Below are 26,399 nucleotides of genomic sequence, written 5' to 3' on the forward strand. Positions count from 1 at the left end.
CCGTACTGTTTTCGCGACCGCCAAACGCCCCTTGACATATAAACATATCTTTATATCTTCCCGCGCATGTCCAGCTCAGAGGAAATGCGAACGGCTGACTTGGTGGCGGCGCTGAAGGCGGCCGCCGAGCCGACGCGCCTGCGCATTCTCCTGCTGCTTGCTGGCGGCGAACTGAACGTCAAGGATCTGACCCTGATCCTCGGGCAAAGCCAGCCGCGCATCAGCCGCCACTTGAAGCTGCTATGCGAGGCGGGCCTGATCGAGCGCTTCCGCGACGGCAGCTGGGTCTACTTTCATATTTCGGATCGTCAGCCCGGCGGCCGTTTGGCGCTGCGCCTCGTGGCCGATGTTGATCCCTCGGAAGCATCCGTCCGCCGTGACCGCGAGCGCGCCGAGACCTTGAAGCGCGAACGCGAGTCGGTCGCGCAGAGCTTCTTCGAAGAACATGCCGCCGACTGGGACCGCATCCGCACGCTTCACGTCGCGGAAAATGACGTCGAAGCCGCGATGCGCCGGGCGCTAGGCGACGGGACTTTCGATTTCTTCGTCGATCTCGGCACCGGCACCGGACGCACGCTCGAACTCTTCGCCGATCGTTTCGAGCGCGGCCTGGGTCTGGATGTCAATCAAACCATGTTGACCTACGCGCGCGCCAACCTCAACGCCAAGGGCTGCGGCAAGGCGCAGGTTCGCCACGGCGATATCTATTCGCTGGCACTGGCGGATGCACAGGCCGACGCCGTCGTCATGCATCAGGTGCTGCACTTTCTGTCCGATCCGGCGCTCGCCATTCGCGAGGCGGCGCGCGTGCTGACGCCGGGCGGCAAACTGCTGATCGTCGACTTCGCACCGCATGAGCTCGAATTCTTGCGCACGCGCGAGGCTCACGAACGCCTCGGCTTTACGCACGAGCAAGTAGCAGGCTGGCTGAAAGATGCCGGCCTCGCGCCGAAATCCGTCGAGGACCTGACACCCAAAGCCGATGGCCGCGACGACATGCTGACCGTCACGGTCTGGCTTGCCGAACGTCCGGTCACGCAAATGCCGATTACAAAGATAAGCGCACCCGTCGAAGACGTGCGCGAGGGAGCACGCTGATGGCACAAAATAGCGAACGCAAGAGCAAGCTGCTCGGCTCGGGCGACATCGTCGTCAGCTTCGAATTCTTTCCGCCGAAGACGGAGAAGATGGAAGAGACGCTGTGGTCTGCGATCTCGCGCCTTGCGCCGCTGCATCCCGAATTTGTTTCGGTGACGTACGGCGCCGGCGGTTCGACGCGTGAACGCACGCACTCCACCGTCACGCGCATCCTCAAGGAAACGGACCTGAAGCCTGCCGCGCATCTTACCTGTGTTGACGCGACGAAGGACGAGGTCGATGCCGTCGCGCGCCAGTATTGGAGCGAAGGTGTCCGCCACATCGTCGCCCTGCGTGGCGATCCGGTTCATGGCGCGGGCACGAAGTATGAGCCGCATCCAGACGGCTATCAGAATGCGGCCGATCTTGTTGCGGGGTTGAAGCGCATCGCGGATTTTGAAATCTCGGTCGCGGGCTATCCGGAGAAGCATCCGGAAAGTCAATCGATCGAAGCCGATCTCGATAATCTCAAGGCCAAGGTCGATGCCGGCGCCGATCGCATCATCACGCAGTTCGGCTTCGACAATGCGTATTTCCTGCGTTATCTCGAACGGGCGCGCGCGGCAGGCATCTGGGTACCGATCTCGCCTGGGATCGTTCCGATCCACAACTTCAAGCAGGTCGCAGGCTTTGCCAAACGCGCAGGGGCGACGGTCCCGTCATGGCTCGCGCGCCGCTTCGAAGGCCTCGAAGACGACAGCGCGACGTCGCATCTCGTCGCCGCCGCCGTCGCGACCGAGCAGGTGATGGACCTCGTCGACGAGGGCATCAAGAAATTCCACTTCTATACGTTGAACCGTGCCGACCTCGTCTACGCGATCTGCCATCTTCTTGGCCTTCGCGCGGCGAGAGCGGCCAACGCCAACGCGGCGTAATCACATTCGGAAAGTCGAGGCGTGACATGAGACGGAAACCAAGTTGGGCCGCGCTGGAAAAGGCTGCGAGCGAACGCATCCTCATCATCGACGGCGCCATGGGCACGATGATCCAGCAGTATAAGCTCGGCGAAAACCACTATCGCGGCGAGCGCTTCCAGGATCATTCGAAGGACATCAAGGGCAACAACGATCTGCTCGTGTTGACCCAGCCGGAGATCATCGAAGAGATCCACGGCAAGTATCTGCGCGCCAACGCCGATATCATCGAGACGAATACGTTCAACGCGCAGCGTATCTCGCTGGCCGACTATCACATGGAAGACCTGGCCTACGAGATCAACGTCGAGGCCGCGAAGATCGCGCGCCGCGCGGCGGACGAGTGGACAAAGAAGACGCCGGACAAGCCGCGCTTTGTTGCAGGCGCCGTCGGCCCGACCAACCGCACCGCGTCGATCTCGCCGGACGTCAACAATCCGGGCTTCCGCAATGTCAACTTCGATGAGTTGCGCGATGCTTATAAAGAGCAGGTGCGGGGGCTGATCGACGGCGGGGCGGACATCATCCTGATCGAGACGATCTTCGACACCTTGAACGCGAAAGCTGCCGGTTTCGCGACGCTCGAAGTTTTCGAGGAAAAAGATCTCGAACTTCCGGTCATGATTTCAGGAACGATCACCGACCGCTCGGGCCGTACGCTCTCCGGGCAGACGGCGGAAGCTTTCTGGTATTCGATGCGGCATCTGAGGCCATTTTCGATCGGACTCAACTGCGCGCTCGGCGCGGAGCTGATGCGTCCCTACATCGCTGAGCTTTCGCATGTCGCCGACGTTCGCATCTCGGCCTATCCGAATGCAGGTCTTCCCAACGCCATGGGCGAATATGACGAGAACCCGCACGACATGGCCTGCAAGATCGAGCCATGGCTGGCGGATGGCTTGATTAACGTCGTCGGCGGCTGCTGCGGCTCGACGCCCGATCACATCGCCCACATCGCGAGCCACGCGAAAGGCTACAAGCCGCGCACGATCACAAAGACCGAACCGCGCCTTCGGCTCTCCGGCCTCGAACCGTTCGTTCATGGATGATGCAATGACAGCATTGAAATTCGAAGATCAGAAGCTGCCCGATCTCGATGACTACGCGAAGCTGGCCGAGCAATTCATTCCCGGTCGGCAAGCCATCTTCGCGATTGTCGAATCCGCGCTTCTTGAGCTCATTCCGCAAGGGCCGGCCAAAATCTTGGTCGTCGGCGCGGGTGGGGGCGAAGAAATTTTGCGCCTTGGACTGAACAATCCGGATTGGTCGTTCGTCGGCGTCGATACCTATGAGCCGATGGTCGAATTGGCGCACAAGCGTCTTGGCCGAACGCCCGTCGGTCTGCGCAGTAAGGTGCATGCGACGACCATCGACAATCTCGCAGAAAAAAACTTCGACGCTGCGACGTGCATATTGACCGCCCATTTTGTTCCGGACGACGGCGCGAAAATGGCCTTCTTCGAGGCCATTTATAAGCGGCTGAAGCCGGGCGCGCCGTTTACCGTCGTTGACGGCGTGGGTGTTGCCGACGATGACCAAACCGAGCTGCTTCGCCGCATCTGGAAGCGCCATGCCATTCGCAACGGCATATCAGCCGAAGTTGCTGCGAGCAATGCCGAGAACTTCAAGAAAGTTTCGGTCGTGTCTGAGCAGCGCGAAGAGGAGCTGCTTGTGAGCGCCGGTTTCAAGCGCCTGACGCCGATCTTCCGCGGACTTGCCATCAAGGGTTGGCTGGCATTCGCATGAAAGCCGTTAGCACATTTATCTTCTGCCAATTCAAAATGGAATTCGACTGATGACCACAGCCAACGCCGCGCAATCGTTCATCAACGTCGGTGAGCGCACAAACGTCACGGGCTCCGCGAAGTTTCGCAAGCTGATCGAGCAGAACGACTATGCTGGCGCACTCGCCGTTGCGCGCCAACAGGTCGAGGCAGGCGCGCAGGTTATCGACGTCAACATGGACGAAGGCCTGCTCGATTCCGAAAAAGCGATGGAGACGTTCCTCAACCTTATCGCCTCCGAGCCCGACATCAGCCGCGTACCGATAATGATCGACAGCTCGAAATGGAGCGTCATCGAAGCAGGCCTGAAGTGTGTGCAGGGCAAGCCGATCGTCAATTCGATCTCGCTGAAGGAAGGTGAGGGGCCGTTCTTGGAGCATGCGCGCAAGGTCCTGCGCTACGGCGCGGCCGTCGTCGTCATGGCGTTTGATGAAGCCGGACAGGCCGACACCATCGAGCGCAAGGTTTCGATTTGCGAACGCGCCTACAAAATTTTGACCGAGAAAGTTGGGTTCCCGGCGGAAGACATCATCTTCGATCCGAACATCTTCGCCGTCGCAACCGGCATCGAAGAGCACAACGGTTACGGCATTGCCTTCATTGAAGCAGCGCGCCAGATCAAAGAGAAGATGCCACTGACCCACATTTCGGGCGGCGTCTCGAACTTGTCGTTCGCCTTCCGCGGCAACGAGCCGGTGCGCCAGGCGATGCACTCTGTGTTTCTCTACTATGCCATTCAAGCCGGGATGGACATGGGCATCGTCAACGCCGGTCAGCTGACGGTTTACGACGATATTCCCGCCGAGCTGCGCGAGCTTTGCGAGGACGTGATCCTCAACAAACGTCCGGACGCAACCGATCGCTTGCTCGAAGCCGCGCCGAAGTTCAAAGGCGATGGTTCGGGCGCGAAGGCGAAAGAGAAAGACTTGTCCTGGCGCGAGGCGCCGGTCGAAGCGCGCCTCACGCACGCGCTCGTGCATGGCATCACAGACTTTATCGAGATCGACACGGAAGAAGCTCGCGCGAAAGCCGACAAGCCGTTGCACGTTATCGAAGGCCCGTTGATGGCGGGCATGAACGTTGTCGGCGATCTCTTCGGCGCCGGCAAAATGTTCCTGCCGCAGGTGGTGAAGTCCGCGCGCGTGATGAAACAGGCCGTCGCCTATCTGCAGCCATTCCTGGAAGCCGAGAAGAAAGCTTCCGGCCTTGAAGCCAAGCCCGCCGCCGGGAAGATCCTGATGGCGACGGTGAAGGGCGACGTCCACGACATCGGCAAGAACATCGTCGGCGTTGTTCTTCAGTGTAACAACTATGAGGTCATCGACCTCGGCGTTATGGTGCCGGCCGCGAAAATTCTCGAGACGGCAAAGAAAGAGAAGGTCGACATGATCGGCCTTTCCGGTCTCATCACGCCGTCCCTCGACGAGATGTGCTTCGTCGCCGCCGAGATGGAACGCGAAGGCTTTTCCGTGCCGCTGCTGATCGGCGGCGCGACGACGAGCAAGGTGCACACGGCCGTCAAGATCAATCCGAACTATCACCGCGGGCAGGCCGTCTACGTGCTTGACGCCAGCCGCGCCGTCGGTGTCGTCTCGAACCTGTTGTCGGACACGGAGAAGACGCCGTTCGTCCAGAACATCAAGTCGGAATACGCCAAGGTTCGCGAAGCGCACCTTGCGAACGAAGCGAGGAAGCAACGCATCACGCTGAAAGCGGCGCGCGATAACAAGTTCAAGATCGACTGGAGCGCGTACAAGCCTGTACAGCCGAGCTTCCTTGGCGCACGCACGTTCGCCGATTATCCGCTCGCGTCGCTCGTGCCCTATATCGACTGGACGCCCTTCTTCCAGACGTGGGAGCTTGCAGGCCGCTATCCGCAGATCCTGACCGACAACAAAGTCGGCTCTGAAGCGAAGAAACTCTTCGATGATGCGCAGGCGTTACTGAAGCGCATCGTCGCCGAGAAATGGGTGAAGGCGTCCGCCGTCGTCGGCTTCTGGCCTGCGAACAGCATCGGCGACGACATCGCGCTCTACCAGGATGATACGCGCGCTGCGCAGATGGCGACGCTCTATACGCTCCGCCAGCAGATCGCGCGCGATCCTTCGCGCAATCGTGCGCACACCGCGCTGTCCGACTTCATCGCGCCGAGAGAGACGGGGCTCGCCGATTATATCGGTGGCTTTGCCGTCACCGCAGGACTTGGCGAGGAAGAAGCGATCGAGCGCCACGTTAAGAAGACCGACGATTACACGCGCATCATGGCGAAGGCCTTGTGCGATCGCCTTGCCGAAGCATTTGCCGAAGCGATGCACGCGAAGGTGCGCCGCGAGTTGTGGGGCTACGCCAAGAGCGAAACGCTCTCGAACGACGATCTGATCCTTGAAAAATACCAAGGTATCCGCCCGGCACCTGGCTATCCGGCGCAGCCTGATCACACCGAGAAGGCAACGCTTTGGACGCTGATGGACGTCGAAAAGCAAACCGGTATCACGCTGACGGAAAGCTACGCGATGTGGCCGGGCGCGTCCGTTTCCGGCCTCTACTTCGCAAATCCGGAAAGCCATTACTTCGGCGTCGGCAAGGTCGAGCGCGACCAGGTCGAAGACTATGCCGCGCGTAAAGGCTGGACGGTCGAAGAGGCGGAGCGCTGGCTGGCGCCGGTCCTGAACTACGAAAGAACAGGTTCTGTCAACGCCGCCGCCTGATTAGCATGGACGTTGCGTTCGTCAAAAAAATCGGCGCGGTGTGTACCCGCGCCGTATGGTCGTTTGGCTCGCGCCAGACATCCCAGAAATAGTCCCCCGTCTCGTTGGCTCCTTGGAGCATCGTGCGTGGGATTACTGTTTCAGGCATTTCCTCCAGACGGTCGCTCTCAAAAGGTCCCGAGCACGACCAAAATCACGAATCCAAACGACATTCCTACGGCAAGAACGTTAAGACCGCCTTGCAGACTCATGTCACACCTCCGAGGTCGAGATGCTTCTGAATTCGCCTCGCTTCCCTCTTCGAAGCGCAGGCCGGACGCTACCGAGCAGTCCACGTCGCTGACAAGAAAAAAGCATTTTGCGCCGCAGAGCGTTTGACCGTCGCGAAACTGTCACTGCTGTTGCATCGCTCCGAACGCAAACCGCCGGAAGCAAAAGCGGTTCCCGCCTGCGATTTGGGAGTTAACGAAAATGCAGCTAAAATCGCCGTTTTTAGCGAAGCGGCGCCGAACGCGGTAACCAATTGTGATCGAAGAATGACGCTTACACGTCGGCGCCTACGCCAATGCAACGCACAAAAATAATCCCAAAATATTTTGCTTGCATCCTGCCGGACGTCTGATGCGAAGCGCGCTGCGGGGCTTTCGGAATGCCGTTCGACTCGCAGTCTATGCAACGTAACAACGGCTTCGGATCAACCGATTATTAGCCGTTTTCTCAAAAGAACTTCGTTGGTACCTTCCGCGACGAGCCCTTCGAGCGTCGCGACGCGGACGAACCCGAACCGTTCGTAAAAGGCGATGGCTCGGACGTTGAAGTCGGAAGCGCTGACCCAGATGTTCCGAGCCTGCAGTCTATTTCCCTCCGCTTCGAACCATGACAGCACGGCATTGCCCACGCCGCTATTTTGAAACGGCGGAAGGATGCCGAGAAACTGAAGGTACGGCCCGCGCAACCACGTTCGGCGAATACTGAAGCCTCCGGCAAGGGTGCCGTCGACAAGAATTTCGAGGCGGGGCGCGTCGTGGTCGTCATCGCGCAAAAACGTCGTGAGGGCCTCGGGCGTATAGCGATAATGCGCCCAGGGATTAATAGCGGCGAGAGGTGCGCCAAGCAGCTCGGCGCTCTCCGATGTCATTGGCCGAAACGCGATAGTAGCTGTCATGTCAATTCACTGATTGCCCTGCCGCGCGAGCAACCGGCTTGGTATTCTTTTTGGCCACGGCTTTCTTCGCTGCGAGCGGCGTGTAGGCGACTTTCGCCCCGGTCTTCGGGCTGGCGTTCAGCGGCTTTTTCAGTGCCCACAGGAAGTCGTAGCGATTGACGTCGCCGGGCTTGCGATCATAGCACTCCGATTTGATGACCGGCTTGCCCATCGTCATCAGTTCGCTGACGGTTACGAACTTGTAGCCCTTGGCTTTGAGCTTCGGGATCGCGATGCGCAAAGCATCTGCCGTATGCCATCCACGCCCGTTCGCGTGGTTGACGACGATCGATCCGGGTTTCGCTTCGTTCACCATCGCCGCCGCGATACGCTCGGCCGATTCATGCGGATCGGGATCGCCTGTCGCGACGTCCCACTGAATGGCGAGCATCCCGGCGTCGTTCACAGCCTTGAGCGAGGCGGGATTGCACGTGCCGTAGGGGAAGCGGAAGAGCGTCGGCTGCGCGGGGATGCTGCGCATGTCCTCGGGAGACGCCGCCACGCATTGTTTCGAGGCGAGATCAGCGCGCGCATCCTCATAGGCTTTCTGCGGCGCGAGCACCTGCTGGCGGATGGCCGCTTCGTTTAGCAGCCGGAGGTTCGCGTGTGTTTCAGTATGATTGCCGACCTCGAACAACGGATCGGTCATCAGCTGTTCGGTGCGCGCGCGATGGGAGACCATCCATTTTCCGCCAGCAAAAAAGGTGGCTTTTACGCCCTGTTCGCGCAGATAATCGAAAATGCGGCCGTCGTAGCCTGCAATCTCGCCGCGCTGCTCACACAGGTCGAACGTCAGTGCGATGACTTTTTCGCCCTTCGGAACGTCGACGCGCCGGATCGATCCGCGCAGGGCTTCGGGGACCGGCGCAGCTTGAGTGAAACCGGCGATCTTGATCGGCGCATCGTAGGTGTGGACGCCGCGCGAGACTTTCTCCTCGCCCGGCACGCCTGCGAGCAGCGCCGGCGAATAGCACGCGTGTTGCAAGACATCGTCGCGCGCGAAGGCCGCCGTCGCATGTGCGGAAACGGTGAGCGACGCAACGATGAGAGCCGACAGTCTGATGCACATTGTCAAAGTCATTTGCCCTTGAACTGGGGTTTGCGCTTTTCAAGAAAAGCGCGGCGTCCCTCGGCGTAGTCTTCACTTGCAAAACATGCGGCGATAGCGGCGTCGAGAGTTGCCATGTCGGGATGCTCCGGATGGCGCGAGATCTCGTCGATCACTTTCTTCGCCGCGGCGACCGACAGCGGTGCGTTTGCGGCGATCTCCGCGGCCAATGCTTTCACCGTCGTCTCCAGCTCCGCCTTCGGCACGAGTTGCGAGATAAGCCCCATAGCCTCCGCATCGGCCGAACGGAAGCGCCGTCCGGTAAACAGCAGCTCCTTGGCGCGCGCTGCCGGTACGGCCGCCAGAATGGGCCGCACCCAGCGCGCATTATAGCCGATGCCGAGCTTGGCTGCCGGAATGGCGAACTGGCTTGCATCGTCGGCAATGCGCATGTCGCAGCAGAGCGCGAGACCGAGACCGCCGCCAAGACAAAAGCCATGGATCATTGCAATGGTCGGCTTCGGGCATCCGACCAGCGCGTTGAAGGCGTCGTCGTTCAATGTGTCGTAAATCCTGGCGGCATCCCCGGTGCGTGAGGTTTCGAACTCCGAAATATCCGCGCCGGCCGAGAAGGCCTTATCGCCCGCGCCGCGCACGATAATGACGCGCACCTCCGGATCGTCGACGGCCGCCCCCACCGCATCAGGAATGGATTTCCACATCGCAGCCGTCAGGGCGTTCATCCGTGCCGGATTGTCGGCCGTGATCCAGGCGATCGCGCCGTCCTTGGCGTATCGCAATGTCGGGTTGGCGACTTCGGCCGCATCTGCCATAAACGGGGTATCCTTTCGATCTTTGCGGCCATTTAATTGGCATTTGCAGGCGTCGCAAACGGCCTCCGCGGCGGCAGATGCACGCGGCGGCCGGAAAGTGTATAAGTTTTACGGCGAGGTCGATTGACCGCCGTCGGTGTGGACGCTAATCGCCTGCGGTAACATATTGCTAACGGACCTGATTTCGAGCCAGAGGCTGCCCGTGTCGAATACCAAAACAGCGATCTCAAAGGTCCAAGTCGTCGACCCAATTTGGGCGCAGATCCGCACCGAGGCCGAGGCCGCGATGAAAGCCGAGCCCGCGCTCGGCAGCTTCATCTTTGCGACCGTGCTCAGCCATCAGGCTCTGGAGGACGCGGTGTGCCATCGCCTGGCGCAGCGGCTGAACCACACGGACGTAGACGCCGGTCTCATTTCGCAGACGTTTCTGAGCGTGCTGGCCGAGCAACCCGAGCTTGGCACGATCTTCCGTGCCGATCTCCAGGCTGTCTATGACCGCGACCCGGCATGCACGCGCTATCTCGACCCGCTTCTCTATTTCAAAGGCTTCCACGCGCTGGTGACGCATCGCTTTGCGCACGCACTCTGGAAAAGCCGTCGTCGCGACTTTGCCCTTTACCTGCAAAGCCAGTCGTCGCGCATGTTCGGCGTGGACATTCACCCCGCGGCGCGCTTCGGCAAGGGCATCATGCTCGATCACGCCACTGGCTTCGTCGTCGGCGAGACGGCGGTGGTCGGCGACAACTGCTCGTTCCTGCATGCCGTCACGCTCGGCGGCAGCGGCAAGGAGACGGGAGACCGCCATCCTAAGATCGGCGACAACGTCTTGATCGGCGCCGGCGCCAAGGTGCTCGGCAACATCAAGGTCGGGCATTGCTCACGCGTCGCCGCCGGGTCGGTTGTCCTCTCTGAGGTTCCGCCGAACGTGACCGTTGCCGGCGTGCCCGCCAAAATTGTCGGCAGCGCAGGCTGTGCCGAACCGGCCCGCTCGATGGAGCAAGGCTGGGTTGATGATTTCGGCGGACTTTAATAAAAAGATCATTCAGGAGACAAGACATTGAAAAAGGAAGAGCTCGCTCGCCTGCAGGCTTACTTGCGTAAAACGCTTGGAGCCGCATCGCTTGAAGTGAAGGCGCAGCCAAAGAAAGACGACATGGCTGAGGTCTTCGTCAACGGCGAGTTCATCGCCACGCTGTACCGCGAGGTCGAGGAGGGCGAGACGTCCTACCAGTTCCAGATGGCGATCCTGGACATGGATCTGGAAGGCGTCTGAGGCCGAACCGTCCAATGCCGCTTTACACGCTCGATGGCCAAGGTGTCGTAACGCCTCCAATCGGCTCGTTCTGGGTCGCGCCAAACGCCGTCCTACTTGGCAAGGTCAAGCTCGAGGAAGAGTCGAGCGTCTGGTTCGGCGCGGTTCTGCGCGGCGATAACGAGCTGATCACCGTCGGCGCGCGCTCGAACGTGCAGGACGGCTCCGTGCTGCATACCGATCCGGGCTTTCCGCTGACGATCGGCGAGGACTGCACGGTCGGCCACATGGCGATGCTGCATGGCTGCACAATCGGCCGCGGCAGCCTCATCGGCATCGGCAGCATCATCATGAACGGCGCTAAGATCGGCGAGGAGTGTGTGATCGGCGCCAAGACGCTGATCGCCGAGGGCAAGGAAATTCCGCCACGCTCGCTCGTGATGGGATCGCCAGGCAAAATCGTCCGCGAGTTGACCGACGAGGAAGTCGCGCGTTTCGGCGGCGCCGCCCGCCGTTATGTCAAAAATTGGCGCCGCTACGCTGAAGGCCTGACGCTTCAGAACTGAGCCCGGACAATCGCACAAAAAAATGCGGACCGGCGTCTGGGGAAGCGCGCGGCCCGCTGAACAGGTCCGGTTTGGGTCGGGGGACGGCTGGGGCCGGGCCTGTAAGTGTTTCTGATGATTTTGAAGGGGATTACCTCAGGGGAAATCCGGCGTGCCGTCGAACATTGACGGATCGACGGACTGCACGCCCGACAGCGCCGGCGGCGTGACCGCATCGTTCGGATCGAGCGACACCCAGACCTTCGGGTTGAGGTACGATTGCCGCATCACGTAGTGATAGGGCGTCTGGTTCCAGAGCCGTACGACGTCGATCTTGTTGTCGAGAATGAAGTCGCCCTGCGTCGTCCGCGCGGTCAGCACGGCATGGCCTTCGTTCTTCTCGTCACGCACGACTGTCATGAGCAAGGTGCCGGACGGCCAGCCGCTGGCGATCAGGCGATGGCGCTTCAGGAGCGCATAATCCTCGCAGTCGCCGCGCGTCTTCGGGATCGTCCAGTATTCGGTGACGCCGTAGACTTCCTGATCCGTCGCCGGTTCGATCTCATGGTTGACCGAACGGTTGATCTCGTCGAGCTCGCTCAACGCCTGCGGCGTCGCCCGGAACCGGGCGTCGTCGGAAGAGGTGACAACGCATTCCTGAGGCATCCGCTCGCAGAAGGCCACAAACCCATAAGGGGGCTGCGAGCTGCCATAAATCCGCATGAACTCTGGTGCACGCACCGCGGGACTGATAACCGCGACCTGCTGCGCCGCCGCCGGCAACGCCGCACCACACAACCACACTGCCACCGAGATGGCTACGCTACCGTACTTCATGAAACGCCCTCGAACACGGTACGATACAGTACGCGACACAGCTGGTTTTAGCATGAATGCCCACCGCAGCATTCGAGCTAAATTCGTATAAAAATTTAACTTAACGATTTTGGCAACTCGGCGAGCAATTTGCGGCATCACACAACCAACGCAAAAACGTCAAGGAAACCTGTCGCGCATCGCCTCCGGCGACAGCAGCGACAGAAACTGCAAACCAATTCCATGCTCGTGGTGACGCCGGACGATCGCCCGGGTCTTTCCGGCAACCACGAAGCTGCCGATAGGCGGCCGCGCTGGCGTGGCAATCGAAGCCCCGGATGCTGAAAGATCGAGCAATTCCACGTCGATAACGACCCCGTCTTCGACCCTCAACGTCGTACGACGCCCGCGAGTTCCGACACGTTCATGGCTACGACCGGCAGCCCCGGGAAAATCATCCTTATTGATGAGCCACGTAATCTGCGCGGCGAGCTTTTCGCGCTTGTGCTCCGTGACTTTGAAAACGAATGCGAAACCATCCGACGTAATTCTTGCGACGACACCCTCAAATCCGCCCAGATGATCGAAGTAGACGACCACGCGCTCACCGACTTCAGGTAGATGCGCGGTCGTAACGGCTGCACCGCCGACGGAAACGTTTTTCAATTGGCAGGTGTATTCGCTGCGGTCTGCGCGCATGAAGCGGCCGCTAAGCGAAAGCGGAACACGGCGATGTTTGCGCATGTCGCCAGCCAAGATGGCATCGGTCGGATGCAGGACGTCACGGATGATGCTCGTATGCACGGCCATGGCCGACCTTTGAACCGCCGTCAGAAATTGCTGCCGGGCGCGCTCTCGAACATTGCGAAATGAGCGAAAACCACCCGCATGAACTATGCGGGTGGGGTCCTTAATGAAGTTCTAATCGGCGCACCAAATTCGACGGGTGCGGGCAAGGGAAGATTATGTATTGAAAGAAGATTACCGGTCGTCGCCGGAAAGGCTGAGCCCACCGTCGAAGACGCGGAACTGCCGCCGCGCCGAGCGCACGATGCGTGCTTCCCGCCGGGTGTGGAGGATGGGTGCCTGATATTGAAAGTCGCTCTCGTCCTCAGGGGCGGCGCGGCTCGGCCAGACGATCTCGTGATGAACGAGCTTCCGCCTTGTCAGCGGCACGGAGCCGAGCCATTCCGGCTTCTCTCGAGAGGCGACAGAGCCGAGAAAGCGTTCGACCGTATCACTCGTGTGCGTCAGCGGCAGGATCAGCACCTCGAATGTCGTCGACTTCCCGTCGGCGCTTTCGGCGGACATATGGAACAGACCGACCGCGCAGCGCGACGCGATCAGCTCCATCTGGTTCTGCAAAGTCCGCCGATCGCCGATATCGAACATCTCGAACAGGTTCCTGCCGCGCAGCTCCATGCCGAGCGCATCGGTGATCCGTGTGCCCGCGAGCCGGAAACGCGCATTGGTATAGTTGACGCGCTCCAGAATGAACGTATCGGGAAGATTATTCGCGATGCGCGATGGCTCGATCTCGAAACGCTTCGGCGCCGGGCGATTGCCCCGGAGAGCGTCCCAATATGAATAGAGCGACTGACTGACGGCTTCTTGCATGCTCACGCGTTACGACCCTGAATTTTCGTTGGGTGGCGGACATCCCAGACCTCCGCCGTTCCATTTCGGAGCGCGCAGGCTCCCTGGCAGTCGAATGAGCATCGTTCATGCCAGCGCACGTCGAAGCCGCGAAAAACGCGTTTCGCCTGTCCAGTTGCCCGCTTTTGCGTGAACCGGTAACAACGGCCGTTCAGTCGCTGCGGACTGGATCGCCTCAAAGTGGGACGAAGTCGTGAACCGAGAACCAATGTTTAACGTGCCGGGCGCCGTGCTCGGCATCCTAGCCGTGTTGATTGCGGTGCACGTCGCGCTGTCCATGCTGCCGCCCGAGCAATATTCGTGGTGGGTGCTGGCGCTCGCATTCATTCCGGCGCGGTACTCAGGCTTCGCCGATCAGATCCCCGGAGGCAGCGTCGCCGAGGTGACGTCATTCGTGACGCACATGCTCGTGCACGCCGACATCACGCACATCGCTTTCAACGGCCTTTGGCTGTTGGCCTTCGGCTCTGTGCTGTGCGCCCGTCTCGGCGGTTTGCGGTTCATTGTTTTTTCGGTCTGCGGCGGCATCTGTGGTGCATTGTTGTTTCTACTTTTCAATCCGGGATTGGCAGCGCCGGTCATTGGTGCGTCGGGTGCTGTGTCGGCGATGATGGGCGGCGTGATGCGGTTTCTCTTTAACGCTCTCGATCGCGGCGAGGGCTATCTGTTGCGTCACAACCCGTCGGCCATTCCAGCCGTGACGATCATGGGAGCGCTGCGAGACAGTCGCATCGTTCTGTCGTCGATCGTATTCGTCGCCATCAATCTTCTGGCGATCATCGGCTTCGGAAAAATGGGCGAGGCCGGTGCGATCGCGTGGGAGGCGCATATCGGCGGCTATCTGTTCGGACTTTTTGCATTTGGTTTATTTGACCGTTCAGATAATCCCGCGATGCAAAATGATTTACCGCCTGCTGCAGATCTCGAATGAAAGCTTGCAATCCTGTAAGAATTGCCTCAGCCTTCCTGCATTAATCCGCCGTCAGAGCGGATCTTATTGGGTGTGAAACGCAGCGGAATGCCGGCGGGAGACCGCGCTAGCTTGCGGGCCTCTAAGTGACGCGCAAGCGCGCGACCACGTTTCCAGTTCGGAACAGCGTTCCGCAAACGGAGGCTGATTTTATGATTATCGGACAGATATTGAAGTCCAAGGGCAGAAGCGTCATGACCGCGTCGCCCACCGACACCCTTCAGGAAATCGCGCTACGTCTGGCGAGCCGCAAGATCGGCGCGATCGTCATCCTCGAGAACAACAAACTCGCCGGCATCATCTCGGAACGCGACCTCATTCGCCTCATCGCCGAGCACGGGCCGAAGGCGCTCGCCATGACCGCGAACGACGGCATGACGCGCGACGTCATCTCATGCACGCGCGACTGCACGATCGACGGCGTCATGGAGACGATGACGAAAGGCCGTTTCCGCCATGTGCCTGTGATCGAAGACGGCGAGCTCGTCGGCATCATCTCGATCGGCGACGTCGTCAAACATCATATCGCTGAGGTCCAGCTCGAAGTCACCGCCATGCGCGATTACTTGGCGACGGGCTGAAGGTCCTGCTGGATGGCGACGCGCTTGTCCTCCGTACGCGTCCGCTTTGGTTCGCAGACCTCGATCTCGCGCATCAGGTCGTCGAGTTGACGTTCGACGGCCTGCATGCCGAGTTCAATGGCTTCTTCCGCGCGATGGAAATCGAATAGTCCGACCTCCTGCAATCGCGGCGACAGCATCGCGTCGGGCGGATCGCCTGCGAGACGCGAACGCGCGATCCGGTCCTGTACGATATTGAGCGCATCGACCATGACGGTCGAAATTCCCGGTGCGCCGTCGCCTTTGCCGAGGATCTGCCGTTGCAGGAGCCCGCGGACGCCTTTCTTGCCGGCCGTTTCGGCTGCCGCGGCGTTCCGCAATTCTTCGTCAGCCTCCGAGAACATCGCTTCGGGTGAGGAGATGACGCTGCCGCGGCCCAGGATGTCGAAATTCAGATTGACGGCGATGACGTAGCGCGCGCCCAGCGCCCGGCAGACGGAAACGGGGATCGGGTTGACGAGCGCGCCATCGAACAGCCAGCGTCCGTTGACCTTCACCGGCTTGAACACGCCCGGCAGCGCATAAGAGGCGCGCACCGCGTCGACCAGCCGTCCGCGGGATAGCCAGTGCTCATGCCCGGTGCCGATCTCGGTCGCGACCGCAGTGAAGCGCGTATCGAGATCTTCGATGTTGCGGTCGCCCAGCTGCTGCTCGAGCCGGCTGCACAGCCGCTGCCCACTGATGAGGCCCGTGCCGGCGAAATTGAAATCCAGATATCCGAAGATGCGCTTCGGCGTCAGCTCGCGCGCCCAGCGCTCCAGTTGATCGAGATGGCCCGCAGCATAACAGCCGCCGACGACGGCGCCGATCGACGTTCCGGCAATGACGTCGGGCCGGATGCCATGGCGTTCGAGAGCCTTCAAAACGCCGATGTGCGCCCATCCGCGCGCGGCGCCTCCACCCAGTGCTAATCCGATCCTCACGCTCGTCCTGCCAAGCATGATTGGCACTCCCGATACGCACCCTCTGCCGGCGATGGTTTTTGCCGGCACATCCGCTGCGACGTTATCGCCAGCCGATTAAGGTCCCGCTACCAAGAGGTAAGCAAGTTATGAACGCGAGCATGGCAAACGGGATGCCGGACAGCCGATACGTGATGAGAGCGTCAGGTTCAGGCGGTCGGAGTTTTTGGTGCGGGGAGGGGGGCGAACTCCAGAGCGGCGGCGTCTGTGCCATCCGGCTTTACGACGCGCCGGTAGAAACACGACCGCTCGCCCGTATGGCAGGCAACCCCATCGCCCTGCACCTCGGCGGAAACCCAGACGACGTCCTGATCGCAATCCGTCCGCAGCTCTATGACTTTGAGAAGGTTGCCGCTTTCCTCGCCCTTCTTCCACAGCTTGCCGCGCGAGCGACTCCAGAAATGTGCAATGCCGCTGGCAATGGTCTCATTGAGAGCCATCTGATTCATGTAGGCGAACATTAGCACGTCGCCCGACCGGTGATCGGTTACGACCGCCGGAATGAGCCCTTCGGCGCTGAACTTCGGCTTGAATGAATGGGTCGTCTCTATCGTCTCGGTCATGCCGCTTTAGTTCTCCGGCGCCATCTCGTCATCACAATGCACCTGAGCGAAAAGCGCATATGTGATGACCGCGACGCCACATAGGGAAAGTCCGTTTTTCGCTCGACGGCCCACTGACGCAGCTGGCGAACGGCCGCATCTCGCATTCGATACCGGCTCGGCTTATATACGGCGACCGGAACGTTTGGACGAGGGCCGGTCGCGGCCTAAAGATCCGAAAGACGGATCCTGAGAACCGGAAGACGCGAAGATCGCCATGGCCAATCTCGATGAGATCTACAACACGCGCATCCTGGAACTCGCGGGCGGGATCTCCCATACCGATCGCCTGACCGATCCTGACGGCAGCGCCACGGGACACTCCAAGCTCTGCGGCTCGACCGTGACGGTCGACGTCAAGCTCGAAGACGGGCATGTGAGCGAGTTCGGCCAGTCGGTGAAGGCTTGCCTGCTGGGTCAGGCCTCGGCTTCGGTCATGGGGCGGGAGATCGTCGGCTCGACGCCCGATGAGCTTCGCCGCATCGGCCGGGAAATGCGCGCAATGTTGAAGGAGGGTGGTCCGCCTCCCGCCGGGCGCTGGGCTGATCTCGCCGTTCTTGAGCCGGTCCGCAACTACAAGGCCCGACATGCATCAACACTTCTTGTGTTCGATGCGGTCGAAAAGGCGCTCGAGGACGCCGAGGTGCGAGCGAGCGCCGACGTCCAGGCAGAACGCTAACCTTGACCGCAATTTTTCCTCTAAATTTCTGACCGACGCCCGTACGCCCAATCGACGGACGCGAGCCGGCGTGCTGTATATTCTGCGACTGCACCCCGGATCGATGCGGCGAGCCATTTCGACAACTCGGCGGAATCTTTCTTCCCTCGGCTTGCTGGAAGGGCTTTCGGTTTGAGAAAAACTGGGAGTAGAAGACGCATCGAACGGTCGGTTCGTTAGTCACAAAAACGAAGAAAGAAACCGGCGCGTCTCCAAGCATGGGCTGGCGTGCAACGGCTGGAAAAAATAGACCTTAGAGCACAACGGGAGATCCAGATGTCAGCGCAGGATAACGATAGTGGCGCGCGCGCAGAGGGTGCTGCCTCATCGACCAGCGCACTGAAATGGATCGTTATCGCGATCCTGGCGTTGGTGGCGATCTATGGCTGGCAACAGAAGACGTCGGCTGAGGCTCAAGTGTCGGCACTGCAGGGTGAGGTCGCCTCGCTGCAAAAGGCTGTCGACGACGCCGCCGATGTCAGAAAGTCGTCGCAGGACGAGATCGACCGCCTGAAGGCCGCCGTCAGCGATGCCCAGCGCCAGGCCGACGAAAGCAAGGCTGACGTTTCAACGGCAATGGGCAAGGTTTCCGAACTCGACAACAAGGTCACGGCTGTGACCAAGGAAAATGACGACCTGAAGGCCAAGCTCCAGGGCGCCGCCGAGGAAATGAAAGCCAAGCTCGCCACGGCCGACGACGCGACGAACAAGGTCAAGGCCGAACTGGAAGCCGCAAATAAGGCGAAAGCCGACGCCGAATCCGCAGCCGCTGCGCTTCGCGGCGAGATCGACAGCCTTAAGGGTCAGATCGCAACGCTTCAGAAGGATCTTGAGACCGCCAAGGCTGCTGCCCAACCGGCGACGCCTACCGCACCGGCCCCCGCGGCTCCTGCAACCCCGACGCCGTAAGGCGAGGCGCGGGCCATCAGAGCGTCGCACTTGCATAGCGCTGTGGAAATGCGCTCTGCTTCGGGCATGAGTTCGAGGCTTGCCAAAACGCTGCTGAAAGCGCCGATCCACATCTACCGCTACACCTTCAAATGGCTGGTTGGCGGCCAGTGCCGCCATTGGCCGACATGCTCGGAATACGGGCTGCAGGCGATCGAGCTGAACGGCGCCTGGCGCGGCTTCTGGCTGACGCTGTCGCGGTTCGTCCGCTGCGGACCGGGTGGCACCCACGGTGTCGACCCCGTGCCGGACATCCGCGACGTCAAACACACCTTCCAGCCCTGGCGCTATGGTCGCTGGCGGTAGACTTCGCTTTCGATCATGCCGCAGCAGCTTGACTTGGACGCGCCCACACCCCATTAGCGCAATCGAAAATCGTCTTACGCCGCGTCCGTATGCGGCGAGTGAGCAAAGGAGGCCACGATGACAGACGTCACCATTACGTTCCCCGACGGCAAACAGCGCCAGGTAGCAGCGGGCACCACGGGCCTCGAAATCGCCAAGTCGATCTCTCCTTCCCTCGCGAAACGTACCGTCGCCATGCAGCTCAATGGCGCGCTGGCCGACCTTGCCGATCCGATCAATCAGGATGCGTCGATCAACTTCGTCTCGCGCACCGATCCGGCAGCCTTGGAGCTGATCCGGCACGACGCCGCGCACGTTCTCGCTGAAGCCGTGCAGTCGATCTGGCCCGGCACTCAGGTGACCATCGGCCCGGTGATCGACAACGGCTTCTATTACGACTTCGCCAAGCAGCAGCCGTTCGAGCCGGAAGACATTCCGAAGATCGAAAAGCGCATGGGCGAGATCATCGCCAAGAACGCGCCTTTTACGAAGGAAGTCTGGTCGCGCAACAAGGCGAAGGAGTTCTTCAAGGACAAGGGCGAGTACTTCAAGGTCGAGCTTGTCGACGCGATCCCGGAAGACCAGGACGTCAAGATCTACAAGCAGGGCGAGTGGCTCGATCTCTGCCGCGGCCCGCATATGACCTCGACGGGCCAAGTCGGCAAGGCATTCAAGCTGATGAAGTTCGCTGGTGCCTATTGGCGTGGCGATTCAACCAAGCCGGTCCTTCAGCGCATCTACGGCACCGCGTTCGCGACCGAGGATGAACTGAAGGCCTATCTGCATCAGCTCGAAGAAGCCGAGAAGCGCGATCACCGCAAGCTCGGCCGCGAGATGGATCTCTTCCACTTCCAGGAAGAAGCGCCGGGCTCCGTCTTCTGGCATCCGAAAGGCTGGACCTTGTTCCAGACCTTGATCGCCTACATGCGTCGTCAGCAGGCGCGCGCAGGCTATACCGAGGTCAACACTCCGGACATGATGGAGAAGCACTTCTGGGAGCTTTCGGGGCACTGGGAGAACTACGGCGAGAACATGTTTACGACCGTGCTTCCCGATGAGCGCGTGTTCTGCTGCAAGCCGATGAACTGTCCCGGCCACGTACAGATCTACAAGAACGGTCTGAAGAGCTATCGCGATCTGCCGTTGCGCATCGCCGAGTTCGGCAAGGTACATCGCTACGAGCCGTCTGGCGCGTTGCACGGCATGCTGCGCGTGCGCCACTTCACGCAGGACGACGCGCACATCTTCCTGACTGAGCATCAGATCATGGAGGAATGCCTCAAGATCAACGATCTGCTGCTCTCGATCTACAAGGACTTCGGCTTCGAGAACATCGTCATTAAGCTGTCGCTGCGCCCCGACAAACGCGTCGGCTCCGATGAGCTTTGGGATAAAGCCGAGAAGGCGCTGAGCGACGTGCTAGATGAAGTGAAGCGCCGCTCGAACGATCAGATCAAGACAGAGATCCAGCCCGGCGAGGGCGCGTTCTACGGACCGAAGCTCGAATACGTGCTGCGTGACGCCATCGGCCGCGACTGGCAGTGTGGCACCACGCAGGTCGACTTCAACCTCGCGGGCCGCCTCGGCGCGTTCTATATCGACGAGAAGTCGGAGAAGAAAACGCCGGTGATGATCCACCGCGCGATCTTCGGTTCACTCGAACGTTTCACCGGTATCCTGATCGAGAACTTCGCCGGACACTTCCCGCTGTGGCTCGCGCCGCTGCAGGTCGTCGTCGCGCCGATCGTCTCGGACGCGAACGATTACGCGGTCGAAGTCGCAGAGAAGGCGAAGGCGCTGGGCCTGCGCGTCGAAACGGACCTTCGCAATGAGAAGATCAACCTGAAAGTCCGCGAACACTCGCTGACCAAGGTTCCGGTCATCCTCGTCGTCGGCAAACGCGAGGCGGAAGAGAAGAAGGTTTCCGTACGCCGCCTCGGTTCGCAAGATCAGACCGTGCTTGGCCTCGATGAGGCGCTAGCGGCGTTGGCAAAGGAAGCCGTTCCGCCGGATATGCGGTAACGGAATAATTCGCATCGCCATTCTGACTTATGTCCGAATGGCGATGCGATGACGCGGTTGCTCAAACGTCATGGCCGCGGAACCCGCCATCCTGGCCACTCACTATTCGGGCAAAGCGCCAGCTTAGTTGGAATACAGCGTTCGGACATTGCTCACCGAATTGCCATGAAACCATCCGCTCTCCGTTCGCGTTGCACGGTCGATGTTGCAACAAACGGAGTACCCCCAAATGGCTACGTCATCCGCATCTCAGTACGGATCAGGCAGCGTTGAAGATCTAAAGAGCAAAGCGAAACAAGCTTACGATGACGCGTCCGATCGTGCTCAGGAAATGGCCGGTCAGGCCAAGCAGCAAGCCAGCGAAGTCGCCGGCAACGTGAAGGGTGCAATCGACAAGTCGGTCAAGGAACAGCCTGTGACGACGTTGTTGGCGGCTGCAGCAGTCGGTTTTGTCATCGGCGCGTTGTGGAAGTCGTAACGACGAACACCGTCGTCAAACAACCGACAGCTAAGCAATTCATCCGCCGAGAGACCGATTTAAAAGCGATCGCTCGGCGGATTTATTTGCGCGGGGCGATCGGCTGCGACCGCAGATCCGCTTTTCGTGCTTGAGCTTCTTTTCGCAACTCTCCGCTGTAAAGATCAATCGCCGCCGCGCCGACTTCGTGAATATAGGCGCGCACGAGCCGCCCGGAGATCGTGCCCTTCAGCCATTGAAACAGCGATTTCGATAAACGCTCGCGCATTTCATATGTTGCGGCTGTCGCCGGATTGACCATGCGCGCCACGCGCCACACCGACCAGGCGCGCCCGGCAACGTCATAAATTCCGCGCCAGCGATAGACCTGCGCGAACTGCGCCACTGTCAGTCGATTGCCGAGCGGGATTGTTCCCTCGAACACAGGCCGCAACCTTGCGCTCACCTGTTCGACGAGAGTCAACGCTTCCGGCACCGTAAAGTGCAGCATAGGGTCTTTGTCGGCTGGGTGATAAACCTTAGCAACGATCTCGACCGTCTCTAGGCCGGTATTCAGAAGGTCGTTCCAGGTCGAGATTGTTCGCGAGTTAGAGTCGTTCGCAAACACTTCTACCGCCGACATTGCGTCACTACGAAGATCCGAGGCGACATCCGCAGTCTCAGGCGGCAACACCTCTTGAAACTCAGAAACGTCCGCGGTGCGGGCCGGCGGCCGACCCAGCGTTCGCCGCTCGAATACGAAGGCTAGGGCCGTGCAGATGAGCGTGGCAACGGCCCAGTGAATAAGATAGCCGTGCTGCCAAAGCCAAAGACTGCCCAGCGGAATCAAGGCGAGCGTTGGCAGCAGAAGCCCCATGGCAACGACAAAGAGGCGTAATGGCGTCAGGGCGTCGTTCATTCCGCGCTCCGTTGAGGCACAACCTCAAAAAACGCTCTCGTCGCCCATGCAGTTCCGAAAAAGCCGTGGTGAGCCAGCGCGGTTAATTCCAGCGGCGGTTGGACCACATCCATTGCTCAGGCAGTTCGCGCACCCATTCCTCGAACTGGCGCGTCATCTCGGCGGTTGCCCATTTGACGTCTTCGCCATGATTGGACGTGCGCGGAATGCGCAGCTCTTTCAGCTCGATCTCGAAGCGGCTGTCGTTGCCGACGCGCATGCAGCGCGACATCCAGATGCGCGCGCCGACGCGCCGGGCGATCATCGCCGGAATGGTGACGGTCCGGGCGTCGTGTCCGAAGAAGGGAACCGGCAGACCGGTCCGGTCCCAAAGATCGCACACGACCCCGAGCCGCCCGCCGTTGCGGACGTAATCCATGATCACGCGCGCCGTCTTCTGGCTCTCGCCGTGATCGCCTTCGACTTTGCCGCGGCCGAATAGTCCGCCCGGATAGAGGTCGCGCCGCTGATAGCGGATGTAGCGGTCGATATAAGGATTGTTTACGGAGCGATAGACGCATGCCGGATTGGCGCCTGCGAGCGTCAGTGGCCAAATCGCCAGCTCCCAGTTGCCCATGTGCAGCGATGCGCCGACGATCGGCCCGAGCTTGCTCGCATAGCGATTGAAAACATCAGGGTTCTTGATCGTCAGGCGCGACGGTTCGGCGATGATCTGGTCGATCCGCATCGTCTCGGCCATGACGCGGCCGAGATTTTCCCAGTGACGCAGGGCGATCGTCAGTCGCTCTTCGTCCGACTTTTCGGGAAAGGCGATCTTCAGATTATCGAGGGCGCGCTTGTGCCGTTTTGGATTGATCTTCGGCGCCAGCCGCCGCCAACACCACGCCGAAATATGCGTCGCCGTGTCGAGCGGCACCGAGCGGACAATGCCGACGATGAAGCGAAGCAGGCCGTATTCCAGCCTGAACTGTAGATCGCGCAGTGGCGAAATTTCCGTCGAGGACAGTTCCCGGTTCCTTATCCTGATGGCGAATGCCGGAGCGAGATGCCCCTGCGCTCCGCTGGCCGTCAAGCCTCGGCGGTCATATTTCCCCGCCGCTCATCAGAGCGGGCCGCGAAGCGGACGGGAGGATGCCTTCGCGCATCACCTGGGTTCGTAGGGTTGAACTTGACGCCAGCGCAAAGAGGCCGAGCCCACGGGCAAGGTTCACGCCCGGAATGTGGCTGCTTAGCAGCGAGCGATTCAACAGGTCGATCGCGAAGATCCGGGTTCCGATGTCAGCTTTCCGCGCACTGTCGTACCGGCTGAGCGCGGCGTCGCTGCCGATATCCTCGCCCTGGGTTTTAGCCTCTCCCGCAATTTCGGCGAGAGTTGCCGCGTCTCGGCAGCTGAGGTTGAGGCCCTGGGCGCCGATCGGCGGAATGACATGGGCGGCTTCGCCCGCGACCACGACCCGGTTTTTCGCCAGTATCCGTGCGCTCTGGCCGGAAAGCGGAAAAGCTTGTCTTGGCGTCAAGCCGGAGATGGAGCCCAGCAGCCCTTTAAGCGCCTGTCCCAGTTCGTGCTCAAATGCCGAATCATCAAGCGCCAGCAAGCGCTTCGCTTCTTCCGGTTCCTCGATCCAGACGAGGTTCGAGGTTTTGCCCGGCCCTGGCACGACCGTGAGAGGGCCGACAGGTCGATGCAACTCGGTTGAGATGCCGTGATGGTCACGCTGGTGATGGAATATCGCTACAATTGCAGATTGCGGGTACGTCCATGACGCAACGCCAATGCCCGCCGCTGTGCGGGCTGCCGACCGGCGGCCGTCGGCGGCGACGACCAACCGCGCCGTGACAGTCGCGTCATCGCCATACGTCAGCGTGACGTTCTCAGCACCGATGTCGATCCGGCTGACGGCTACTGGAAGGCGCGTTGTCGACCCTTGGCAGACCGCCTCCAGCGCCTCCGTCAGCGGCACGTTGGGGATGTTGTAGCCAAAGGCTTCAAATCCGGCCTCGCGCGCCTCGAAAAGCACCTCCGGCGCCCGCAGGAGGTTCTTGCTTCCATCTACAATCCGGATGCCGGTGATAGGCTCGGAATGAGCCTGCAGCCGCGCCCAAATATCGAGCTTTTTCAGAAGCTCGACAGATCCGCCAAATAGGGCCGATGTCCGCCGGTCGAGCGGGTTGGATGGTGGCCCGATAACCACCGTACGGAGGCCGGATATCGCACATGCTGCGCCTGCGACAAGTCCAGCAGGGCCCGCTCCGATGACAGCAATGTCAAAAATGTCTTTTCCAGCCATGCTTTAGGTCCCAAAAGTGTGGTTATTGAAGCACAGAAACGGTGCAAAGGGCCAGATGTTGCAGCAAAGCAACGTTTGTGACGGCCAACTGTCACGCAACTGTTAAACTGACCGGTTAGCAGACACTTAAGTTGTCCACATGGCTTAGACGCACTGTAGGCAAAACTGGCGAAAACGCCCGGCGCGCTAGGGGATTGCGTGCCGTCAATTATCTGGGGTCTGTAAAAATAGAGGGGCACCGATGAATTCGGTATTCAAATTATCAAGCAGCCGTTGGGCTTTGCTGGCGGCCTTCGGGTTCGTCGCCGCAGGCATCACGCCGGCCGCTGCCGCCGACTTGGGTGGCGACTGCTGCGCCGATCTTGAAGAACGTGTGGCCGAACTCGAAGCCACGACCGCTCGCAAAGGTAACCGTAAAGTTTCGCTAACGGTTTCGGGCTGGGTCAACGAAGCCGTCATGTACTGGAACGACGGCACCGAGAGCAACTCCTACGTCGGCACGAACAAGCTTGAACAGTCGCGCGTCCGCTTTGTCGGCGAAGCTCAGATCATTCCGGGCTGGTCGGCTGGTTACACGCTGGAACTCGGCATCACGGGCGGCAGCTCGAATACATGGGACCAGAGCAATCCTGACGGCAGCGGCAACAACTCCGTCACGGTTCGTAAGAGCAGCTGGTTCATCAAGAGCAAAGACCTCGGCAAGGTCACGGTCGGCCAGGACGGCACGGCTCTCTACCACACGCTCGACGACGCCGATGGCGTGAATACGCGTAACTTCTCGGACGCGCAGGCCGCCGCTGTATACCAGGGCTCCTTTAAGCTCCGTAGCAACGGCGCTTTCGTCAACGGCCTCGGCTGGAACAACATTCTGCAGGGCGTCGACAACGGCACGGTTGGTCAGGATGGCCGCCGCAACGTCGTTCGTTACGACTCGCCGACGATCGCCGGCTTCACGCTGACGGCCTCATGGGGCGAAGACGATGATTGGGGCATGTCGCTGAACTACACGAACAAGTGGGGTGATTTCCAGGTCCTCGCCAAGGCCGGCTACGGCGAAAACTCCGACGAAAACATCGGCTGCGCCGACAAAGGTTCGAGTTCGCCGTTCGCTCAAGGCACCCACTGCGAAATCTTCGGCACCGCGGCCACCATCCAGCACGTCCCGACGGGTCTCTATGTCTACGGCGGCTACGCTCAGAACGTCGATGACAACATCCGCAACTTCGATCCAGCCGCTGAGAACAAGAGTACCATGTACTTCATTCAAGGCGGTATCGAGCAGAAGTGGATCCCGCTCGGCAAGACGACGATCTTCGGCGAATACCGTCACGATGACGGCGGCAGCAAGATGTCGGCTTCGTTCGACGGTTCTCACCTGCAGTCGACCAGCCTGAACTTTGTCGGTGCTGGTGTTGTTCAGAACATCGAACCTGCCGCGATGGACCTCTACGTCATGTACCGTCACGCCGACGGCGACATTACCAACGCAGCCAATACCAATGTTGACCTCGATGCTTTCGACTCGGTCATCATGGGTGGCTTGATCCGGTTCTGATCGCTCTCTCCCGTTTGCGAACAGATGCTTGGGGCTGCCTTCGGGCGGCCCCTTTTTGTTCTTCTAGGAAATGCTTAAATACATTACCGGAATTTC

27 protein-coding genes are annotated in these 26,399 nt (G+C 60.3%); 16 read left to right on the forward strand and 11 right to left on the reverse strand.

The genetic code is table 11. The annotated features are described in order from the left end of the window. Positions 1–84 precede the first annotated feature (84 nt). Genes RLW55_RS15100 through metH form a run of 5 tightly spaced genes read left to right on the forward strand, consistent with a single transcriptional unit; the run spans position 85 to position 6,543 of the window. Positions 85–1,098: an ArsR/SmtB family transcription factor gene (locus RLW55_RS15100; protein ID WP_423414619.1), complete on the forward strand. Its 1,014-nt coding sequence runs from the start codon at positions 85–87 to the stop codon at positions 1,096–1,098. Then, on the forward strand, positions 1,098–2,012 hold the full coding sequence (gene metF, locus RLW55_RS15105; RefSeq protein ID WP_013947741.1) for a methylenetetrahydrofolate reductase [NAD(P)H]: 915 nt from the start codon (positions 1,098–1,100) through the stop codon (positions 2,010–2,012). Before RLW55_RS15100 ends, metF begins: the two co-directional genes overlap by 1 nt. Positions 2,013–2,038: 26 nt before the next feature. Continuing rightward, positions 2,039–3,100 (forward strand): homocysteine S-methyltransferase family protein, encoded by a 1,062-nt coding sequence (locus RLW55_RS15110; RefSeq protein ID WP_423414620.1) that lies wholly within the window; start codon positions 2,039–2,041, stop codon positions 3,098–3,100. A 4-nt stretch (positions 3,101–3,104) separates the two neighbouring features. Then, entirely contained in the window at positions 3,105–3,797 is a 693-nt protein-coding gene (locus tag RLW55_RS15115; RefSeq protein WP_423414621.1) for a class I SAM-dependent methyltransferase, read from the forward strand. Positions 3,798–3,846: 49 nt separating this feature from the next. Further along, a complete protein-coding gene (metH, locus tag RLW55_RS15120; RefSeq protein WP_423414622.1) occupies positions 3,847–6,543 on the forward strand; it encodes a methionine synthase in 2,697 nt (898 codons plus the stop codon). Between the two features lie 694 nt (positions 6,544–7,237). On the opposite strand, the gene RLW55_RS15125 is transcribed toward metH, so the two are convergent. Genes RLW55_RS15125 through RLW55_RS15135 form a run of 3 tightly spaced genes read right to left on the reverse strand, consistent with a single transcriptional unit; the run spans position 7,238 to position 9,628 of the window. Then, positions 7,238–7,708: a GNAT family N-acetyltransferase gene (locus RLW55_RS15125; RefSeq protein ID WP_423414623.1), complete on the reverse strand. Its 471-nt coding sequence runs from the start codon at positions 7,706–7,708 to the stop codon at positions 7,238–7,240. A 1-nt stretch (position 7,709) separates the two neighbouring features. Then, positions 7,710–8,828, reverse strand: a complete 1,119-nt coding sequence (locus RLW55_RS15130; RefSeq protein WP_414462747.1) for a polysaccharide deacetylase family protein — start codon at positions 8,826–8,828, stop codon at positions 7,710–7,712. Next, positions 8,825–9,628 (reverse strand): enoyl-CoA hydratase, encoded by an 804-nt coding sequence (locus RLW55_RS15135; protein ID WP_414462746.1) that lies wholly within the window; start codon positions 9,626–9,628, stop codon positions 8,825–8,827. The genes RLW55_RS15130 and RLW55_RS15135 overlap by 4 nt, the downstream gene beginning before the upstream one ends. A 202-nt stretch (positions 9,629–9,830) precedes the next feature. Between RLW55_RS15135 and cysE the strand changes: the two genes are divergently transcribed. Genes cysE through RLW55_RS15150 form a run of 3 tightly spaced genes read left to right on the forward strand, consistent with a single transcriptional unit; the run spans position 9,831 to position 11,446 of the window. Beyond that, a complete protein-coding gene (cysE, locus tag RLW55_RS15140; protein WP_414462745.1) occupies positions 9,831–10,658 on the forward strand; it encodes a serine O-acetyltransferase in 828 nt (275 codons plus the stop codon). A gap of 27 nt (positions 10,659–10,685) precedes the next feature. Continuing rightward, positions 10,686–10,901 carry a DUF3126 family protein gene (locus RLW55_RS15145; protein ID WP_013947733.1) on the forward strand — a complete coding sequence of 72 codons (216 nt, stop codon included), beginning with the start codon at positions 10,686–10,688 and terminating at the stop codon, positions 10,899–10,901. Between the two features lie 14 nt (positions 10,902–10,915). Beyond that, on the forward strand, positions 10,916–11,446 hold the full coding sequence (locus RLW55_RS15150) for a gamma carbonic anhydrase family protein (protein WP_409559949.1): 531 nt from the start codon (positions 10,916–10,918) through the stop codon (positions 11,444–11,446). Positions 11,447–11,581: 135 nt separating this feature from the next. Here the strand turns inward: RLW55_RS15150 and RLW55_RS15155 are convergent, their stop codons facing one another. From RLW55_RS15155 to RLW55_RS15165, 3 genes are all read right to left on the reverse strand, one after another. Further along, complete coding sequence (locus RLW55_RS15155) at positions 11,582–12,262, reverse strand: transglutaminase-like cysteine peptidase (protein WP_013947731.1); 681 nt, start codon at positions 12,260–12,262, stop codon at positions 11,582–11,584. 159 nt (positions 12,263–12,421) lie between these two features. Further along, entirely contained in the window at positions 12,422–13,051 is a 630-nt protein-coding gene (locus RLW55_RS15160; protein ID WP_414462744.1) for a PilZ domain-containing protein, read from the reverse strand. Positions 13,052–13,222: 171 nt separating this feature from the next. Next, a complete protein-coding gene (locus tag RLW55_RS15165; RefSeq protein WP_423416419.1) occupies positions 13,223–13,858 on the reverse strand; it encodes a PAS domain-containing protein in 636 nt (211 codons plus the stop codon). 232 nt (positions 13,859–14,090) lie between these two features. On the opposite strand from RLW55_RS15165, the gene RLW55_RS15170 reads away from it, so the two are divergent. Together RLW55_RS15170 and RLW55_RS15175 are read left to right on the forward strand one after the other, a co-directional pair. Beyond that, a complete protein-coding gene (locus RLW55_RS15170; RefSeq protein WP_423414624.1) occupies positions 14,091–14,828 on the forward strand; it encodes a rhomboid family intramembrane serine protease in 738 nt (245 codons plus the stop codon). 191 nt (positions 14,829–15,019) lie between these two features. Next, complete coding sequence (locus tag RLW55_RS15175; RefSeq protein ID WP_409559946.1) at positions 15,020–15,448, forward strand: CBS domain-containing protein; 429 nt, start codon at positions 15,020–15,022, stop codon at positions 15,446–15,448. On the opposite strand, the gene rssA is transcribed toward RLW55_RS15175, so the two are convergent. After that, positions 15,430–16,428, reverse strand: a complete 999-nt coding sequence (gene rssA / locus RLW55_RS15180; RefSeq protein ID WP_423414625.1) for a patatin-like phospholipase RssA — start codon at positions 16,426–16,428, stop codon at positions 15,430–15,432. The two genes, RLW55_RS15175 and rssA, sit on opposite strands and share 19 nt — an antisense overlap. Positions 16,429–16,598: 170 nt before the next feature. After that, entirely contained in the window at positions 16,599–17,012 is a 414-nt protein-coding gene (gene hisI, locus RLW55_RS15185) for a phosphoribosyl-AMP cyclohydrolase (protein ID WP_013947724.1), read from the reverse strand. Positions 17,013–17,268: 256 nt separating this feature from the next. Here hisI and RLW55_RS15190 point away from each other — a divergent pair, with 256 nt between their 5' ends. From RLW55_RS15190 to RLW55_RS15210, 5 genes are all read left to right on the forward strand, one after another. After that, entirely contained in the window at positions 17,269–17,730 is a 462-nt protein-coding gene (locus RLW55_RS15190; RefSeq protein ID WP_423414626.1) for an iron-sulfur cluster assembly scaffold protein, read from the forward strand. A gap of 315 nt (positions 17,731–18,045) precedes the next feature. Beyond that, positions 18,046–18,678, forward strand: a complete 633-nt coding sequence (locus tag RLW55_RS15195) for a hypothetical protein (RefSeq protein ID WP_409559942.1) — start codon at positions 18,046–18,048, stop codon at positions 18,676–18,678. A 48-nt stretch (positions 18,679–18,726) separates the two neighbouring features. After that, positions 18,727–19,023: a membrane protein insertion efficiency factor YidD gene (gene yidD / locus RLW55_RS15200; RefSeq protein WP_423414627.1), complete on the forward strand. Its 297-nt coding sequence runs from the start codon at positions 18,727–18,729 to the stop codon at positions 19,021–19,023. Positions 19,024–19,140: 117 nt separating this feature from the next. After that, positions 19,141–21,084 (forward strand): threonine--tRNA ligase, encoded by a 1,944-nt coding sequence (gene thrS / locus RLW55_RS15205; protein ID WP_423414628.1) that lies wholly within the window; start codon positions 19,141–19,143, stop codon positions 21,082–21,084. A gap of 229 nt (positions 21,085–21,313) precedes the next feature. Next, the gene (locus tag RLW55_RS15210; RefSeq protein ID WP_013947717.1) at positions 21,314–21,562 is read left to right on the forward strand and encodes a DUF883 family protein; all 249 of its coding nucleotides are present in this window, start codon (positions 21,314–21,316) and stop codon (positions 21,560–21,562) included. An 82-nt stretch (positions 21,563–21,644) separates the two neighbouring features. Here RLW55_RS15210 and RLW55_RS15215 read toward each other — a convergent pair whose 3' ends face one another. The 3 genes from RLW55_RS15215 to RLW55_RS15225 form a co-directional block, all read right to left on the reverse strand. Continuing rightward, a complete protein-coding gene (locus RLW55_RS15215) occupies positions 21,645–22,460 on the reverse strand; it encodes a GTP-binding protein HSR1 (protein WP_423414629.1) in 816 nt (271 codons plus the stop codon). An 82-nt stretch (positions 22,461–22,542) separates the two neighbouring features. Then, positions 22,543–23,532, reverse strand: a complete 990-nt coding sequence (locus RLW55_RS15220) for a lysophospholipid acyltransferase family protein (protein WP_423414630.1) — start codon at positions 23,530–23,532, stop codon at positions 22,543–22,545. 10 nt (positions 23,533–23,542) lie between these two features. Further along, a complete protein-coding gene (locus tag RLW55_RS15225) occupies positions 23,543–24,748 on the reverse strand; it encodes an FAD-dependent monooxygenase (RefSeq protein WP_423414631.1) in 1,206 nt (401 codons plus the stop codon). Between the two features lie 241 nt (positions 24,749–24,989). Between RLW55_RS15225 and RLW55_RS15230 the strand changes: the two genes are divergently transcribed. Beyond that, complete coding sequence (locus RLW55_RS15230) at positions 24,990–26,303, forward strand: porin (protein WP_409559936.1); 1,314 nt, start codon at positions 24,990–24,992, stop codon at positions 26,301–26,303. The last annotated feature ends 96 nt before the right edge of the window (positions 26,304–26,399 follow it).

This window comes from Hyphomicrobium sp. B1 (assembly GCF_049532635.1).
Classification (GTDB): Bacteria; Pseudomonadota; Alphaproteobacteria; order Rhizobiales; family Hyphomicrobiaceae; genus Hyphomicrobium_B.